The following is a 13,831-nucleotide window of genomic DNA, read 5'->3' as shown; positions in this document are numbered from 1 at the left end:
TATAGTTTCGTTATAGAATTTCATGAAAGAGACCAGACTAATGCTGGCAGCCGCCGCCCTTAATCAAACCCCAATGGACTGGGACGGCAATCTGCAAAATATAAAAGAAGCCATAACGGAGGCGATCAACAACAGGACCCAATTGCTCTTATTGCCCGAGCTTTGCATTACCGGCTACGGCTGCGAAGACATGTTTCTAAGCCCGTGGATTTCTGAGGTAGCCTTTCAAAAGCTACTCGAGGTAAAGGAATGGTGCGAGAATATAACAGTAGCAGTTGGCCTTCCTGTCTTTCTGAACAAGAGTGTTTACAATACTGCTTGTGTCATAAAAAACAAAGAAATTGTTGGTTTTACAGCCAAACAATTTCTGGCAAACGATGGTGTGCATTATGAGCCGCGCTGGTTCACCCCGTGGCCTGCCCATGAGGTACAGGAATTTGAGATGATGGGGAAGAGGTATCAGATCGGCGACATCATTTATGAAGAGCAGGGAGTAAAATATGCCTTTGAGATTTGTGAGGATGCGTGGAGGCCAAATCGCCCTGCAGAACGTCATATGCCAAAAGGTGTGCAGCTGATTCTGAACCCAAGTGCGAGCCATTTTGCCCTTAGCAAAACCGATGTGAGGTACAGATTAGTAGTTGATGCCTCCAAAAAGTATCAGTGCGCTTACATGTACGCCAACCTGCTTGGCAATGAGTCTGGGCGTATGATATATGACGGAGAGGTGCTGATTGCCCAGAATGGTAAACTGATCCGCAGAAATGAATTACTTTGCTTTAAGAATGTGGATATGGAGTGTGCAGAGGTCTGTTTCTCCGAGAATCCTGAGATTGCAGAGGTAATTGAATACCTGCCACCGATAGATGAGAACAATGAATTGATTGCCGCTCTCAGCCTGGCTCTTTTCGACTATATGCGCAAAAGCCGGAGCAGGGGCTTTGTGCTATCTTTAAGTGGTGGTGCAGACTCTTCTCTTTGTGCCGTGGCTGTAGCCGAAATGGTACGGCGAGGCATACATAGCCTCGATCTTCTAAACTTTGTAGCTAAAACGCAGGTCTTCTCTATGCGTGATGCAGCTGCTTTTGAAGATATGTCTGAGGAAGAGGCGCAAAAGGCAATTGTAAGTAAACTGCTGACCTGCGCCTATCAGGGCACAGTAAACTCATCCGACGATACCTATAATTCTGCAAAAGGTCTGGCAGACTCTATTGGTGCAACCTTCTATAACTGGACGATAGATGATGAAGTGAAGGGCTATGTTTCTAAAATAGAAACGGCCTTGGACCGAAGCCTGACATGGGAGCAGGACGACATTACCTTACAAAACATACAGGCTCGTGTGCGTGCTCCAGGTATATGGATGCTGGCAAATATCAATAATGCTTTGCTGTTAGCCACCTCAAACAGAAGCGAGGCTTCTGTAGGATATGCTACTATGGATGGTGATACAGCAGGAAGTATTTCCCCTATTGCCGGTATTGATAAGGCCTTTATTCGGCAGTTCCTGCTATGGGCACAGAAGGAACTGGGGTATGAGGGACTTCAGTACGTGAACAACCTCCAGCCAAGTGCTGAACTGCGTCCTGCCAAAGAGGAGCAAACCGATGAGAAGGATCTGATGCCTTATGAAGTGCTGAACCAGATCGAGAGGTTAGCATTCCATGACAGGTTCTCACCAGGAGAAGTCTTTCATATATTGAACGAACAGCAGGTAGCAGCTCCGGACCTGTTGCTGGACTGGATCACAAAATTCTATAGTCTATGGTCGCGGAACCAATGGAAAAGAGAGCGGTATGCCCCGTCTTTCCACCTCGATGACTATAATGTGGATCCCCGCAGCTGGCTTCGTTTTCCGATCCTAAGCGGAGGCTTTCGCAATGAACTGCAGCATCTGCAGCAGTTAGTGAAATAGAACATAAGGCGCTGCACCATAGTAGCGCCTTTTTTATTACCATTTCCCATACTTTCTTTTCAGGTGCTCATTTGTCAGCAGTATACTTAACATGAAAAGAATGATCATAAACCCGATCGGCAGAAGCAGGCTTGCTAGCAAAGGCAGCAGGTAATAACATATCCAGCTTATTAAAATAGAAACGACCCCAATGCCAAGTATTAGCTTAGCGTAATAGCGGTTACCTTCCTGCCAGTTCTCCATGTTGCGCATGGAGTAATGCGTACGGAATCCCCAGAACCAGTTAATGCGCTTAGGAGGCCATTTGTAAAGTATGAACCCGATCATCAGCACCAAAAGGCCAGGCAACAGGTGTAAGAAGAACATCATAAGCACAGGCTTTAGGTCGTAACGTTTTTTCCAATCCTGATTTATCGTAACTTTGGCTACACTAGAATCGCCCTATGAACATATTAAATTATATTACCTGGAACATCGATCCAGAAATCTTTAGTATAGGTCCGCTTAGCATACGCTGGTACGGGTTACTCTTTGCACTGGCCTTTGTGTTTGGCCAGCGTATCCTTACCAAGATATACGTGGCAGAAGGACGTACCGAAGGTGATGTTGATGTAATCACGCTGTACATGATTATTGGTACTGTAATAGGTGCCCGCTTAGGCCACACACTTTTCTACTCGCCGGAATATTACCTGAGTAACCCGATCGAGATTCTTAAAATCTGGGAGGGCGGCCTTGCCAGTCACGGGGCCACAATAGGTATCCTTTTCGCGCTGTGGTTATTTAGCCGCAAACAGAAATTTGATTATATGTGGGTGCTTGACCGGATCGTGATTGTGGTGGCCCTTGGTGGTGCCCTGATTCGCTTGGGGAATCTGATGAATTCCGAGATAATTGGTCATACAACAGATGTGCCCTGGGGATTTATTTTCGTGCGCCTGAACGAAGATCCTGCACTACCGCGGCATCCAACGCAATTATATGAATCACTAAGTGTTTTCCTGTTGTTCGTGTTGCTGTACTGGCTCTGGAAGAAATATAAGACTGCCCTGCCGAGAGGTTTGCTGTTTGGTATTTTCGTTACCGCCCTGTTTACCTTCCGCTTCTTTGTAGAGTTTCTGAAAGAAGACCAGGTAGAAAAAGAAGCAGAGATGGTACTCAATATTGGCCAGATACTGAGTATTCCGCTCATCCTGATAGGCTTGTTTATTTTGTTCAGGGTATGGCAGAACCCAAGACCTGCTCTCCCTGGAGGCCGGTTAGAAGAAGAGAGCGAAACAAAAAAGTCTAAGAACAAAGTATAAATAAAAAGCCCCCTTACACATGTGTAAGGGGGCTTTTTGTTTATTATTAACGTAGGAGTTCTTACAACTTGTATCGGTAAAGACTGCCTCCCTCACTTGTGATAATCAGCGAAGCATCATCTTCAAAAGCCACACCTTCTGTTTGTCCCGCATCATCAAGTTCTACCTCTTTGTAACTACCTTCATAAAACTTATCAGGACTACTGAAGTCACTGAAGATATGCAACTTTTCTTCGCTCAGCAGCACTACGGTTTCAGCATCCGGGGAAATGGCGGCACCGGTAATCTGTGCCTTTATTCTGTGGCTTCCGATGAGTTGTGCCTTGTACTGCCCTGCTTTATCAGGTAAACGGTACACTTTAGCCAATTCGCCACGACCCCTGTCCTTTGAAATGAGATAGATATTGCCATCAGCCCAAAAGGCAGCCTCTGAGTCAAAATTTCTTTCCTTCTTTGGTGGCGGGTACTTCTTCTGGTCTTCATAAGTAAAGCGAATAGCCTCTACTTTTGACGGTGAATTCAAGTTGATCTTGTACACCGCCAGCTCTTTGCGCCCGTTGTTGTTGTTACCGGTATCAGCAATATAAATATTACCTTCGTTGTCCATTGCCAGATCTTCCCAATCCACATTGGGTAGCTTCAGCTTGATTGTTTCTTGTATGTTCCCCCTGGAGTTTAACTTGTACAGGTACGGCTTGTTCCCTGCATCATTGTGCGTAAGAAACTGATTCTGGCCATACAAGGCAACAACGCCAGAACTTTCACTGATTTCACCAGGCAAGGAGGCTATTCTTTCAAATGATTTGATTCCCGTCTTTTCAGTTACACCGTCTCCCAGCAGCGTGTCACGTAAGAAATAGGCCATCAGCGCAGTGGCTGCAATAAAAACAAATATTACTTTTATCATAAGCTTCATATAGGAAACAGCTTTTTACTGAGGATGTTTCAGGTAATTAGATAAACGAGAAGTTCTGACAGACGTTAAGGCTATAAAGCTCAAAAATGTTTTACAAGTCATCTTTTAGCTATCAAACTACGATTATCGTGTAAGTATGGAGATCAAAAAGATAAAGGAAACCTGCTTGTACGTCAAAGACTTGGCTCGCTCGAAATCCTTTTATGAAGGCAGGCTTGGATTTGAAGTAGTCGGAGAAGTAAAAGACAGGCACGTGTTCTTTAGAGTAGGGCAAAGTGTACTACTGTGTTTTATTTCAGAGGCTTCGAAGCAAGGTGGTACTTTGCCACCGCACTTTGGTTCTGGCCAATTGCATTTGGCTTTTGAAGTGACGAAAGAGCAGTATGGGGAGTGGAAAAAGAAAATACAGGAGCTGGAAATTTCTATTGAACAGGAGTATGACTGGGGCGGCGGCTTTCTGTCATTTTACTTCCGTGACCCAGATAAGCACCTGTTAGAGGTGGTAATGGAAGGAATGTGGGAGAGGTAACCTAATATAAACTCTGATGCTACGCCAAGCTTTCATCTATCAGTTGCAGCGTTTCTCCGTGAATTGTATGCCCGCCATCGAAAGTATGAACAGCTGGCACAATGTTTAACTGCGCCATAAGTTGCTTTTTCCGGTCTAATGCTTCGGGAGTGATGAATTCGTCCTGATTCCCATAAACCATGCCCACAGGTAAATCTTCAAAGGCAGCTTTACTGGTGGTAAAGTCAATGTCTTCAGGGAAGGAGGCAGCCCAGAGGATGAGCCTGTGGATCTGAGGTTTTTCAGTGGCAATCCAGCGACTTACAGTAGCACCACCCTGCGAAAAGCCAAGAACAGTTACCCGCACATCTTCCGGCACCTGCTTCAGCTGCTCTTTTAGCAGTAAGTTAAGATAAGCAGCCTGGTCATCTATCTCAGAAAGTCTGTCCTCTTTGGTCATCCAGGTAGCACCTACACGCCCTGAAAACCCATCCAGGTAAAACCTTGACAAGGCTTCCGGAGCCACAACAAGGGTAGCACCATTATCTAACACCTGAAAGTGCCGCAGGAAATACCTGGCCAGTTGCCCGTAGCCGTGGCAGACTATCCAAAGGTCCTTTATACTTTCAGACGCTGTGCCTAATGAATAATAACGGGCCGTACGGGGTACAGTAAGATGATGGGCATTCATTGTACAGGTGTTTTCCTTCAGCTGCTCCACAGTTGCGCAGCAGTCTATTCCTTAAAGATGGTCCTTCGTAAACTGGAACGGGAGCAGATCAGCAACAGATTTAAAGCGGTAAAATTTACCATCCAATGCCTGTAGCAACACTGGTACAGCTTCCTGTTGCTTGAATTCATACTCCGCCATTACCTGACGGCAAGCTCCGCAGGGCATAGCAGGCATAAATTCTTTATCGGATCTGCGACGCGCTGTTACTGCCAGCAACTTTATCTTCTTGTTAGGGTGATGAGCGCTCATAGCGAACAAAGCTGTACGCTCAGCACATAAGCCCGAAGGATAAGCAGCGTTCTCCTGGTTGCTGCCTTTAAACATGCTTCCGTCTTCGAGTACCAAAGCGGCTCCGACTAAAAAATTTGAGTAAGGAGCATACGCGTCATTGGCCGCCTCATGCGCTAACTGCATTGCCTGTAGCTCCTGCTCTGTTAGTTCAGACGGTTCCAGCACGTCAATGCTGATATTTATATTTAGTTCACTTGCCATTTCGTAGTGAATAGGACAAAAAATTAGAAAAGGGCTATAAATTTAAACTATTAATCTGACAAAACCATACATAAGGTTTGTCTTACTCCTCGTAATGCTTAAATTAAGGCTAAACCAAACCCCTACTATGAAAAGAATCTTATTATTAGGTGCAGGCCGCTCCGCATCCTCTCTTATCAAGTATCTTTTTGATAATGCCACAGCAGAAGAGTGGTACATAACTATCGGAGATATAACAGTAACTCACCTGCGCCCTTTAATAGAACCTATATCCTTTGCAGAGGTCATTAATTTTGATGTACATAACGAAGAGCAGCGAACAGCAGAAGTTGCAAAGGCAGATTTAGTGATTTCACTTTTGCCCGCCGTTTTCCACATCGAAGTAGCTAAAGAATGCCTGAGACAAGAGAAGAACCTGATTACGGCCAGCTATGTTTCACCAGCTTTTCTAGAACTGCACCAGGAAGCACAGGAGAAAAACTTAACTATTCTGATGGAGTCAGGCTTGGATCCGGGAATAGACCATATGTCGGCCATGGCGGTTATCAGGCGCATACAGGAAGATGGCGGTAAGCTTACGTCCTTCAAGTCCTTTACCGGTGGGCTAGTGGCACCTGAGTCTGATAATAACCCCTGGCATTACAAGTTTACCTGGAATCCGCGCAACGTGGTGCTGGCAGGGCAGGGAACGGCAAAATACATCAAGAACGGAGAGTACAAATATATCCCTTACCATAAGCTGTTCAAGCGTGTTGATTCTTTTTATGTAGATGATTACGGCCACTTCGAAGGTTATGCCAACCGCGACTCCCTCAGCTACAGAGAGCCATACGGTCTGCTTGATATTCCGACGATGCTGCGAGGAACACTGCGCCGGCCAGGTTACTGTGAAGCCTGGGATGTGTTTGTACAACTGGGGCTAACCGACGACAGCTACTCTCTGGATAACTCGGATACCATGACATATAGAAGTTTTCTTGAGGCTTTTTTACCGCCGCCTGCCGATGCACGTGAAAGTATGTCTGAGCGAATTGGAAATTACCTGAACTTACCACCTTATGGCGAAGTAGTACAGAAGCTGGAGTGGCTGGGCCTGTTTGATGAAACACCTGTTGAACTTGCCGGTGCCACACCTGCCCAGGTGCTCGAGAAAATACTAAAAGAAAGATGGACATTAGCTCCCGGTGATAAAGACATGATTGTGATGCAACACCTGTTTGAGTTTGAGTTGGATGGTGAGAAGCGGGAGATAACTTCTTCTTTGGTAGCTACCGGTGACGACGAAGTGCAGACGGCAATGGCAAAGACTGTAGGTTTACCCGTTGGAATACTTGCTAAGTTGATGCTGCAGGGTAGGATCACACACCGTGGAGTGGTTATTCCGATTCATCCTGAACTATATGAGCCCGTTCTGGAGGAGCTAAAAGGGTTTGGGATTGATTTCGTGGAAAAGGAGCGTGTGTTGGTGAATTAATCTAAAAAATCAGATAATAGTCCCGTAGCAGCTCAGCGAACTGAGAAGTATAAGTGGCTTTATCTTCCTCTCTGATAAAGAAGTCTCTAACATCAGGAGCAGTCACAGCATTGAAAGTATAGGATTGAATGTGACGGATGCATTTTCCACCATGATACGTGAAAATTTGCAGGACCTCTGCCAGGTGCAAGTCATGAGCCTTGGCTAATCTGGCAAATATAGCGGCCTCTGCGGGAGGCAATAACAAATACAGCTTTCCATTCTCAGTCAGGTGTTGCTGGGCAAATCTTAGTATCTCCTGAAAGAACAAAGCTTCTGTATGCCTGGCTGCGTTTTTAGCTTCATCCGTTGACTTTAGGGAAGAAAGGAAAAATGGTGGGTTGGAAAGTATGACATCATATTGCTGCTGATTATACTTTGCGAATTCCTGCAGACTTACAGAGTGCAGCTTTAACTGATCAGACCACTTGCTGATTTTGAAGTTCTGCAAAGCCTGCACCTGCGCCGCCGGATTTATTTCTACAGCTTCTACTAACCCTTTGCTCCGTTGCGCTGCCATCAGCGATAGCAAACCTGTGCCTGTACCAATATCCAATATTCGCTGTGCCTCAGCCACCTTTACATAAGCTCCAAACACGCAGGAGTCAGTGCATACTTTCATAGCGCACTGATCCTGCTCTACCCTGAACTGCTTAAACTGGAAATAGGAGTTAGGCACGTGGGGAATTATGAATTAGTTTTCACAAATAGTCCTTCTGATTTAACTGATCATTATAAAGAATTGTACATGCCTGACTCAAAACCTTCATCAATCAGCAGGTTAGGAGAGAGGGCACTGGCAACGGCAAGTTCATCACAACGTTCATTCTCCGGATGTCCGGCGTGGCCTTTTACCCAGACAAACTTCACCTTGTGCTTGGCATACACACGTAAGAAACGCGCCCAAAGATCAGCGTTGGCCTTGCCTTTAAAGCCTTTTTTCTGCCAACCAAACACCCAGCCTTTTTCCACAGCGTCCACTACATATTTGGAGTCAGAGTAAACGGTAATAGGTATGCCCGGCTTGGAAATGGCTTCTAGCCCTACAATAACAGCCAACAACTCCATACGGTTGTTGGTGGTTTTGCGGTAACCGGCAGTTATTTCCTTTACATGCTGCTTCCAGCGAAGTATGGTGCCAAATCCACCCGGACCCGGATTTCCTCTTGAAGCACCATCAGTGAAAAGTTCGATCATAATGTATGGGAGAATGAGTGGGGGAGACACTCAGAATCAATTTATAAATTAGTCTTAAACAGCTTGATAGCAATTGCCAGCAAGATAATGCCAAAGACTTTACGTAATACGTTTGCACCATCTTTGCCCAATTTCCGCTCAATCCAGCTTGAGGATTTGAGTACCAGGTACACAAATACAAGGTTGAGCACAATACCCACCATTACATTAGGTAACGAATAAGCTGCACGTAACGAAAGAAGAGTAGTCATGGTTCCGGCACCTACGATCAAAGGAAAGGCAAGAGGCACAATAGAACCGCTTTTTGACTCCGGGTCAGTGTGAAAGAAGTCTTTGCCCAATATCATTTCCAGGCCAATAAGGAAAATGATAATGGCACCGGCCATGGCAAATGATTCAAAGTCAATTCCGAAAAGCTTAAGTATAGACTGCCCCAGAAACAGGAAAGCTATCATCAATATACCAGACACTACAGTCGCTTTCTCAGACTCTATTTTTCCTTCGCGCTTGCGCAGGTTAATGATGATGGGAATGGAGCCAATGATATCGATAACGGCAAAAAGAATAAGCGTAACAGAGGCGATCTCTTTTATGCTGAACATTAGGATGAATTAAAGAATTAGAGGGTACCTGATTAAAATTTGGCCAAAGTTAGAGAATTTGTGGCAACTAAGCGAAGTGGTGGCTATGACGGCTCTGTCTTTCAGCCTGAATACACTGCCAGGGTGAGAAAATAAAAGTCTCAGATCAGGCGTAATAATGAAGGAAGAAGCGTTTTAGTTCTTCGTATTCCTCGTCTTGAATTGCGGGGAAATTGGCAACCCGAAACGTATTTCGTGCCCATGGGCCATAGCCGTTACCGAGCCGGATATTGTGGTAAAGGGCACGCTTCTTCATATCGTCTACCAAACGTTCTGAGGCTTCGATGGCAATGACTGTTTTAGAACGCACCTCTTCATTCTCTACCAGTAGTTTAAGATCAGAGAACTGCTCAAAGAAGGTATACAACTCCTGTGCCCTGTCCGTCAGATCCTGGTCTATAGCCTTGATAAACGGCCGGTCCTCCAACATGCGCTTCAGGAGATAGATGTTCAACACGTTAGGGGTATGGGTTGTCTGGTAATTGAGCATTTTCTCATACATCGACACCAGGCTGTTGTAATGCCCGCGCTCGTTCATTTGTTTGGCTCTGAAAATAGCGCGCGGAGAGCAGGCCATAATGCCAAGGCCGGCTGGCAAGCCAAAACACTTCTGCACCGAAGCATACCAGATATCCGCTTTTATCAACTTCAGGTTCAGGCCAGCCATAGAAGAGGTTGCATCTACAGCGATGAGCGTATCCCGGAAGCGATTGTGCAGGTTAAGGATTGTGGTTGGTGTAACCTGTGTGCCGTTAGATGTCTCGTTTTGTGTGAAGCAGATAAGCTCGGTGTCGGAGCTGATTTGCAGGTCCTCCACAGGCATTGCCTCATTCACATCAAATTTAATCCCTTCCGACTTCGGACGAAGTAGCTTCGCATACTGAAACCATTTCTCACCAAAAGACCCGTTGTAAACATGTGAGCTTTTCTGTTTAGTGAGGCTCTGAATGAGAATTTCCCAACATTCGGTGGCAGAGGATGTAAAGAAAATTTGATAATCCTGCGGGATGTTCAGCTTCCGTTTAATAGAGCCTACCACCGCCCTGGACATCTGTACAAACTGCTCTCCTCTATGCGGTGTACTCAGAATACCCTCATCATAAGCATCTAACAGGTAGTTGCGTATCTCAGGGTAAACCTTAGACGGACCAGGATAGAAGTTCAGCATAAAGGAAAGTGTTAAAAATATAGCTCTTATACTATATTCAGAGATAAAGGTTTAGGCTTAAAGTATGTTAACGAGAATTTTTCTGGAACTTACACATTAAAACCTATCTGCTTAGGTTTCAGACGCTCAAAGTACTGCAAGGCAAGCCGGTAGCTTTCCAGGCCAAAACCAACAATGCTGCCGGCGCAGTGCGGAGCAATCATGCTTTTATGGCGGAAAGCCTCCCGTTTGTATACATTGGAAATATGCACCTCCACCACCGGGGTATCTATCGCTTTTATGGCATCCGGAATAGCTACGGAAGTATGCGTGTAAGCACCCGCGTTAAAAATAATGCCTTTGTAGCTAAAGCCTACTTCATGAAGTTTGTCAATCAGCACACCTTCTGTATTAGACTGGAAATAGCTTAATTCCAATGCCGGAAATGCCTCCTTCAGCTCTTCAAAATAATCCTCGAAAGAGCGGTTGCCATATACAGCTTTTTCACGCACGCCCAGCAAATTAAGGTTAGGGCCATTCAGAATGAGTATTTTCATGTAAAGAGACGGTTAGAGTGACTGCAAATTTCCAATTATACAAAGGTAAGGATTAACTATCTTTGCTTATAAACTTAATTTCCGGATTGTTAAAAGGTAAGTGAATTTGTGCTGATCTCATCAACGCTTTGATCCTTTTACTCCCATACCCCTGATTTATGACCTGGTCTATCTGCGTAAAGCAATTTGAAGAATACCTGAAGCTGGAAAAATCGCTGTCGAAGCATTCCGTAGAGGCCTATATCCGTGATGTAAGCAAGTTGACAGACTTCCTGAAACTGAAAGGACTGCAGATAGCACCGGAGAATATTACGCCGCTTGTGCTGCGTGAGTTTCTGGAGTGGGTAGCGGAGCTGGGCATGACCCCTCATTCACAGGCGCGTACTTTATCAGGAATACGGGCGTTCTATAAGTTCCTGATCATGGAAGACATGCTGCAGGTAGATCCGACTGATACCATAGAGGCCCCAAAGCTTAACAGGAAGTTGCCAGACACACTGGACTTTCATGAAATTGAGCAGATTCTGGCGGCTGTTGATCTTTCTACCCCGGAGGGTACGCGTAACCGTGCTATGCTGGAGACGCTGTACAGTTCCGGGCTGCGGGTGTCCGAACTGCTGGACCTGCGTATCAGCAACCTGTACGAAGACATGGGATTCTTAAAAGTGGCAGGTAAGGGTGATAAAGAGCGCTTGGTGCCGATCGGGCGTGATGCTCTTAAGCACATCAAACTGTACAGAGAAGGAGTGCGCTGTCACCTTAAAATCAAGAAGGGCCATGAGGATATCATATTTCTGAACAGACGCGGGGCACAGATGACACGGGTTATGGTTTTTACCATCATAAAGGATCTAACAGCCAAAGCGGGTATTCAGAAAACAGTTAGCCCTCACACTTTTCGTCATTCTTTCGCCACGCATTTAATTGAAGGTGGAGCAGACCTGCGTGCTGTGCAGGAAATGCTGGGGCATGAGTCCATTACCACCACGGAAATTTATACCCATTTAGACAGAGACTACCTGAAACAGGTGATCAAGGATTATCATCCGAGAAGCTAACTCCAGACTGTGTCCATGCTCTTGCCTGGCCAAAGAATTAGGCACCCGTTATTGCAATAATTATTATTATACTTTACAACATTCTGATGACACTCAAGTACATCCGCTTCCTTTTTAGCCTGATTTTTCTCCTTTCAGTTGTTTCCTCTGCCGCAGCACAGTCTGTAGATGATATTACTCCGAAGCCGGTTGAGGTAAAGAAAGCTGATCGAGGTCATGTGACCATTGACAAAAAAGCACAGATCGTTTTTGATAAACAATTTGCTGATCAGGCAGCTTACCTGAAAGACATGCTGGCAGCACAGACAGGCCTGAACCTGCAGGTAGTTCTGAACGGGCAGAATAAGGGCAAGGCGAGTCATCGCATCTTCTTGCTTTTTGATAATCAGGTGATCAATAAAGCTGAAATGTATACCATGACTGTGGAAGGGAAGGATGTAACAATTCGTGCAAAAGATACAGGGAGCATGGTGTATGGTATTCAGACGCTACTACAGCTGTTCCCGCTAAAGAAGGTGGAAGAGGTAAAGCTACAGGATGTAGAAATAACCGATTATCCACGCTTCGCCTACAGAGGCATGCACCTGGATGTCGTGCGGCACATGTTCCCGGTGTCGTTTATCAAGAAGTATATCGATTACCTTGCCTTTCATAAGTTTAACACGTTTCACTGGCACCTGACCGATGATCAGGGCTGGCGCATCGAGATTGAATCTTACCCTAAGCTTAATGCTGTTGGCTCCTGGCGTGATGCCACACTAATCGGGCATTTTAAAGATGTGCCTGCCCGTTACGATTCAACCCGTTATGGAGGCTTTTATACTAAGAATGAAGTACGGGAGGTAGTAAAATACGCAGCTGTCCGAGGTATCAATATCATACCTGAAATCGATATACCCGGGCACAGCCGGGCTACTATTGCCGCTTACCCGGAGTTCAGCACCCGCCCTGATACTACCTGGAACGTGGCTACTACCTGGGGTATGTATAACCGGCAGAACAATGTACTTCAGCCAAACCCTGCAACTTTTAAGTTTCTGAAGACTGTGTTTCATGAGGTGGCAGATCTCTTCCCTTCAGCCTACTTCCACCTCGGAGGTGATGAATGCAGCAAGATGTGGTGGAAAGCAGACCCGGTATCGCAGAAGTTCATTAAGCAGCATAACCTCAAAGATGAAAAAGGACTTCAGACTTATTTTATAGAACAGGTAGCAGGATACCTGAAGGAGAAAAACAAAAAAGTGATCGGCTGGCATGAGATACTGGAGGGCGACCTGGACAAGTCTGCCATTGTGATGAACTGGGGAGGGGATAAAGAAGGTATTACCGCAGCCACACGTAAGCACCAGGTCATCATGACACCGGGTAAGCCGCTGTACTTTGATCATTACCAATCCAAAGATCCAAATGATAGCCTGGCAATCCACGGTTACAATCCCCTGGATGCCGTATACAAGTATGAGCCTGTTCCAGATGTGCTCCGTCAAAAGAAGCTGGACCATTACATAATCGGAGCGCAAGCCAACGTCTGGACAGAATACATGGCAAGCCCTGCAAAAGTGGAGTACATGATCTTTCCCCGGATGACAGCATTGAGTGAGGTGCTGTGGTCTCCGCGGGAGAAGAAAGATTACGCGGATTTTAAAAGAAGATTGACAACTGCTGTGATACCAAGGTACAGGTACTGGAACAGTAGCTACTTCAAAGGCTTTGATACCTGGACTTCTGATAAGCAGCAGTAAACCGAATACTTTGATCTTAGAACAGCTCTTTGGAATACCATCTTCTGAAGAGCTGTTTTTTATGCCTGTTTCCCTGTTCTATTCCTGCTCTTCCGGACGCACCCAACA

15 protein-coding genes are annotated in these 13,831 nt (G+C 45.6%); 6 read left to right on the top strand and 9 right to left on the bottom strand.

From position 1 onward, the window contains the following. The first annotated feature begins 22 nt into the window (after positions 1 to 22). A complete protein-coding gene (gene nadE / locus ACFSRY_RS07175; RefSeq protein ID WP_377504600.1) occupies positions 23 to 1,915 on the top strand; it encodes an NAD(+) synthase in 1,893 nt (630 codons plus the stop codon). Between the two features lie 36 nt (positions 1,916 to 1,951). Here the strand turns inward: nadE and ACFSRY_RS07170 are convergent, their stop codons facing one another. Further along, a complete protein-coding gene (locus tag ACFSRY_RS07170; RefSeq protein WP_377504597.1) occupies positions 1,952 to 2,284 on the bottom strand; it encodes an SdpI family protein in 333 nt (110 codons plus the stop codon). A 74-nt stretch (positions 2,285 to 2,358) separates the two neighbouring features. On the opposite strand from ACFSRY_RS07170, the gene lgt reads away from it, so the two are divergent. Further along, positions 2,359 to 3,219, top strand: a complete 861-nt coding sequence (gene lgt, locus ACFSRY_RS07165; RefSeq protein ID WP_377504594.1) for a prolipoprotein diacylglyceryl transferase — start codon at positions 2,359 to 2,361, stop codon at positions 3,217 to 3,219. A gap of 61 nt (positions 3,220 to 3,280) precedes the next feature. Here the strand turns inward: lgt and ACFSRY_RS07160 are convergent, their stop codons facing one another. Beyond that, entirely contained in the window at positions 3,281 to 4,126 is an 846-nt protein-coding gene (locus ACFSRY_RS07160; RefSeq protein WP_377504590.1) for a hypothetical protein, read from the bottom strand. Positions 4,127 to 4,271: 145 nt separating this feature from the next. Between ACFSRY_RS07160 and ACFSRY_RS07155 the strand changes: the two genes are divergently transcribed. Next, positions 4,272 to 4,664 (top strand): VOC family protein, encoded by a 393-nt coding sequence (locus tag ACFSRY_RS07155; RefSeq protein ID WP_377504586.1) that lies wholly within the window; start codon positions 4,272 to 4,274, stop codon positions 4,662 to 4,664. 19 nt (positions 4,665 to 4,683) lie between these two features. Here ACFSRY_RS07155 and ACFSRY_RS07150 read toward each other — a convergent pair whose 3' ends face one another. Together ACFSRY_RS07150 and cdd are read right to left on the bottom strand one after the other, a co-directional pair. Then, the gene (locus ACFSRY_RS07150) at positions 4,684 to 5,364 is read right to left on the bottom strand and encodes an alpha/beta hydrolase (RefSeq protein WP_377504583.1); all 681 of its coding nucleotides are present in this window, start codon (positions 5,362 to 5,364) and stop codon (positions 4,684 to 4,686) included. Positions 5,365 to 5,385: 21 nt separating this feature from the next. Beyond that, on the bottom strand, positions 5,386 to 5,868 hold the full coding sequence (cdd, locus tag ACFSRY_RS07145; protein WP_377504580.1) for a cytidine deaminase: 483 nt from the start codon (positions 5,866 to 5,868) through the stop codon (positions 5,386 to 5,388). A gap of 127 nt (positions 5,869 to 5,995) precedes the next feature. Between cdd and ACFSRY_RS07140 the strand changes: the two genes are divergently transcribed. After that, positions 5,996 to 7,342, top strand: a complete 1,347-nt coding sequence (locus ACFSRY_RS07140; protein ID WP_377504577.1) for a saccharopine dehydrogenase C-terminal domain-containing protein — start codon at positions 5,996 to 5,998, stop codon at positions 7,340 to 7,342. A 1-nt stretch (position 7,343) separates the two neighbouring features. On the opposite strand, the gene ACFSRY_RS07135 is transcribed toward ACFSRY_RS07140, so the two are convergent. The 5 genes from ACFSRY_RS07135 to aroQ all read right to left on the bottom strand — a co-directional run bounded on the left by ACFSRY_RS07135 (position 7,344) and on the right by aroQ (position 10,923). Further along, on the bottom strand, positions 7,344 to 8,003 hold the full coding sequence (locus tag ACFSRY_RS07135) for a tRNA1(Val) (adenine(37)-N6)-methyltransferase (RefSeq protein ID WP_377504574.1): 660 nt from the start codon (positions 8,001 to 8,003) through the stop codon (positions 7,344 to 7,346). Positions 8,004 to 8,113: 110 nt separating this feature from the next. Then, positions 8,114 to 8,578: a ribonuclease HI gene (rnhA, locus tag ACFSRY_RS07130; RefSeq protein WP_377504571.1), complete on the bottom strand. Its 465-nt coding sequence runs from the start codon at positions 8,576 to 8,578 to the stop codon at positions 8,114 to 8,116. A 41-nt stretch (positions 8,579 to 8,619) separates the two neighbouring features. Further along, positions 8,620 to 9,180: a MarC family protein gene (locus ACFSRY_RS07125; protein WP_377504568.1), complete on the bottom strand. Its 561-nt coding sequence runs from the start codon at positions 9,178 to 9,180 to the stop codon at positions 8,620 to 8,622. Positions 9,181 to 9,325: 145 nt separating this feature from the next. Further along, positions 9,326 to 10,387: an aminotransferase class V-fold PLP-dependent enzyme gene (locus tag ACFSRY_RS07120; RefSeq protein WP_377504565.1), complete on the bottom strand. Its 1,062-nt coding sequence runs from the start codon at positions 10,385 to 10,387 to the stop codon at positions 9,326 to 9,328. A gap of 89 nt (positions 10,388 to 10,476) precedes the next feature. Then, positions 10,477 to 10,923, bottom strand: coding sequence for a type II 3-dehydroquinate dehydratase (aroQ, locus tag ACFSRY_RS07115; RefSeq protein WP_377504562.1), 447 nt, complete (start codon positions 10,921 to 10,923; stop codon positions 10,477 to 10,479). Between the two features lie 158 nt (positions 10,924 to 11,081). Here aroQ and xerD point away from each other — a divergent pair, with 158 nt between their 5' ends. Next, complete coding sequence (xerD, locus tag ACFSRY_RS07110) at positions 11,082 to 11,981, top strand: site-specific tyrosine recombinase XerD (RefSeq protein WP_377504558.1); 900 nt, start codon at positions 11,082 to 11,084, stop codon at positions 11,979 to 11,981. Between the two features lie 86 nt (positions 11,982 to 12,067). Beyond that, positions 12,068 to 13,723, top strand: coding sequence for a beta-N-acetylhexosaminidase (locus ACFSRY_RS07105; RefSeq protein WP_377504555.1), 1,656 nt, complete (start codon positions 12,068 to 12,070; stop codon positions 13,721 to 13,723). The last annotated feature ends 108 nt before the right edge of the window (positions 13,724 to 13,831 follow it).

The organism is Pontibacter locisalis (assembly GCF_042684605.1).
Classification (GTDB): domain Bacteria; phylum Bacteroidota; class Bacteroidia; order Cytophagales; family Hymenobacteraceae; genus Pontibacter; species Pontibacter locisalis.
This window is presented reverse-complemented; position numbering and strand designations above follow the sequence as displayed.

Excerpts from the sequence above, each read along its gene's own strand:
- nadE (WP_377504600.1), top strand. The coding sequence starts at position 23 with ATGAAAGAGACCAGACTAATGCTGGCAGCCGCCGCCCTTAATCAAACC.
- ACFSRY_RS07170 (WP_377504597.1), bottom strand. The coding sequence starts at position 2,284 with ATGATGTTCTTCTTACACCTGTTGCCTGGCCTTTTGGTGCTGATGATC.
- lgt (WP_377504594.1), top strand. The coding sequence starts at position 2,359 with ATGAACATATTAAATTATATTACCTGGAACATCGATCCAGAAATCTTT.
- ACFSRY_RS07160 (WP_377504590.1), bottom strand. The coding sequence starts at position 4,126 with ATGATAAAAGTAATATTTGTTTTTATTGCAGCCACTGCGCTGATGGCC.
- ACFSRY_RS07155 (WP_377504586.1), top strand. The coding sequence starts at position 4,272 with ATGGAGATCAAAAAGATAAAGGAAACCTGCTTGTACGTCAAAGACTTG.
- cdd (WP_377504580.1), bottom strand. The coding sequence starts at position 5,868 with ATGGCAAGTGAACTAAATATAAATATCAGCATTGACGTGCTGGAACCG.
- ACFSRY_RS07140 (WP_377504577.1), top strand. The coding sequence starts at position 5,996 with ATGAAAAGAATCTTATTATTAGGTGCAGGCCGCTCCGCATCCTCTCTT.
- ACFSRY_RS07135 (WP_377504574.1), bottom strand. The coding sequence starts at position 8,003 with ATGAAAGTATGCACTGACTCCTGCGTGTTTGGAGCTTATGTAAAGGTG.
- rnhA (WP_377504571.1), bottom strand. The coding sequence starts at position 8,578 with ATGATCGAACTTTTCACTGATGGTGCTTCAAGAGGAAATCCGGGTCCG.
- ACFSRY_RS07125 (WP_377504568.1), bottom strand. The coding sequence starts at position 9,180 with ATGTTCAGCATAAAAGAGATCGCCTCTGTTACGCTTATTCTTTTTGCC.
- ACFSRY_RS07120 (WP_377504565.1), bottom strand. The coding sequence starts at position 10,387 with ATGCTGAACTTCTATCCTGGTCCGTCTAAGGTTTACCCTGAGATACGC.
- aroQ (WP_377504562.1), bottom strand. The coding sequence starts at position 10,923 with ATGAAAATACTCATTCTGAATGGCCCTAACCTTAATTTGCTGGGCGTG.
- xerD (WP_377504558.1), top strand. The coding sequence starts at position 11,082 with ATGACCTGGTCTATCTGCGTAAAGCAATTTGAAGAATACCTGAAGCTG.
- ACFSRY_RS07105 (WP_377504555.1), top strand. The coding sequence starts at position 12,068 with ATGACACTCAAGTACATCCGCTTCCTTTTTAGCCTGATTTTTCTCCTT.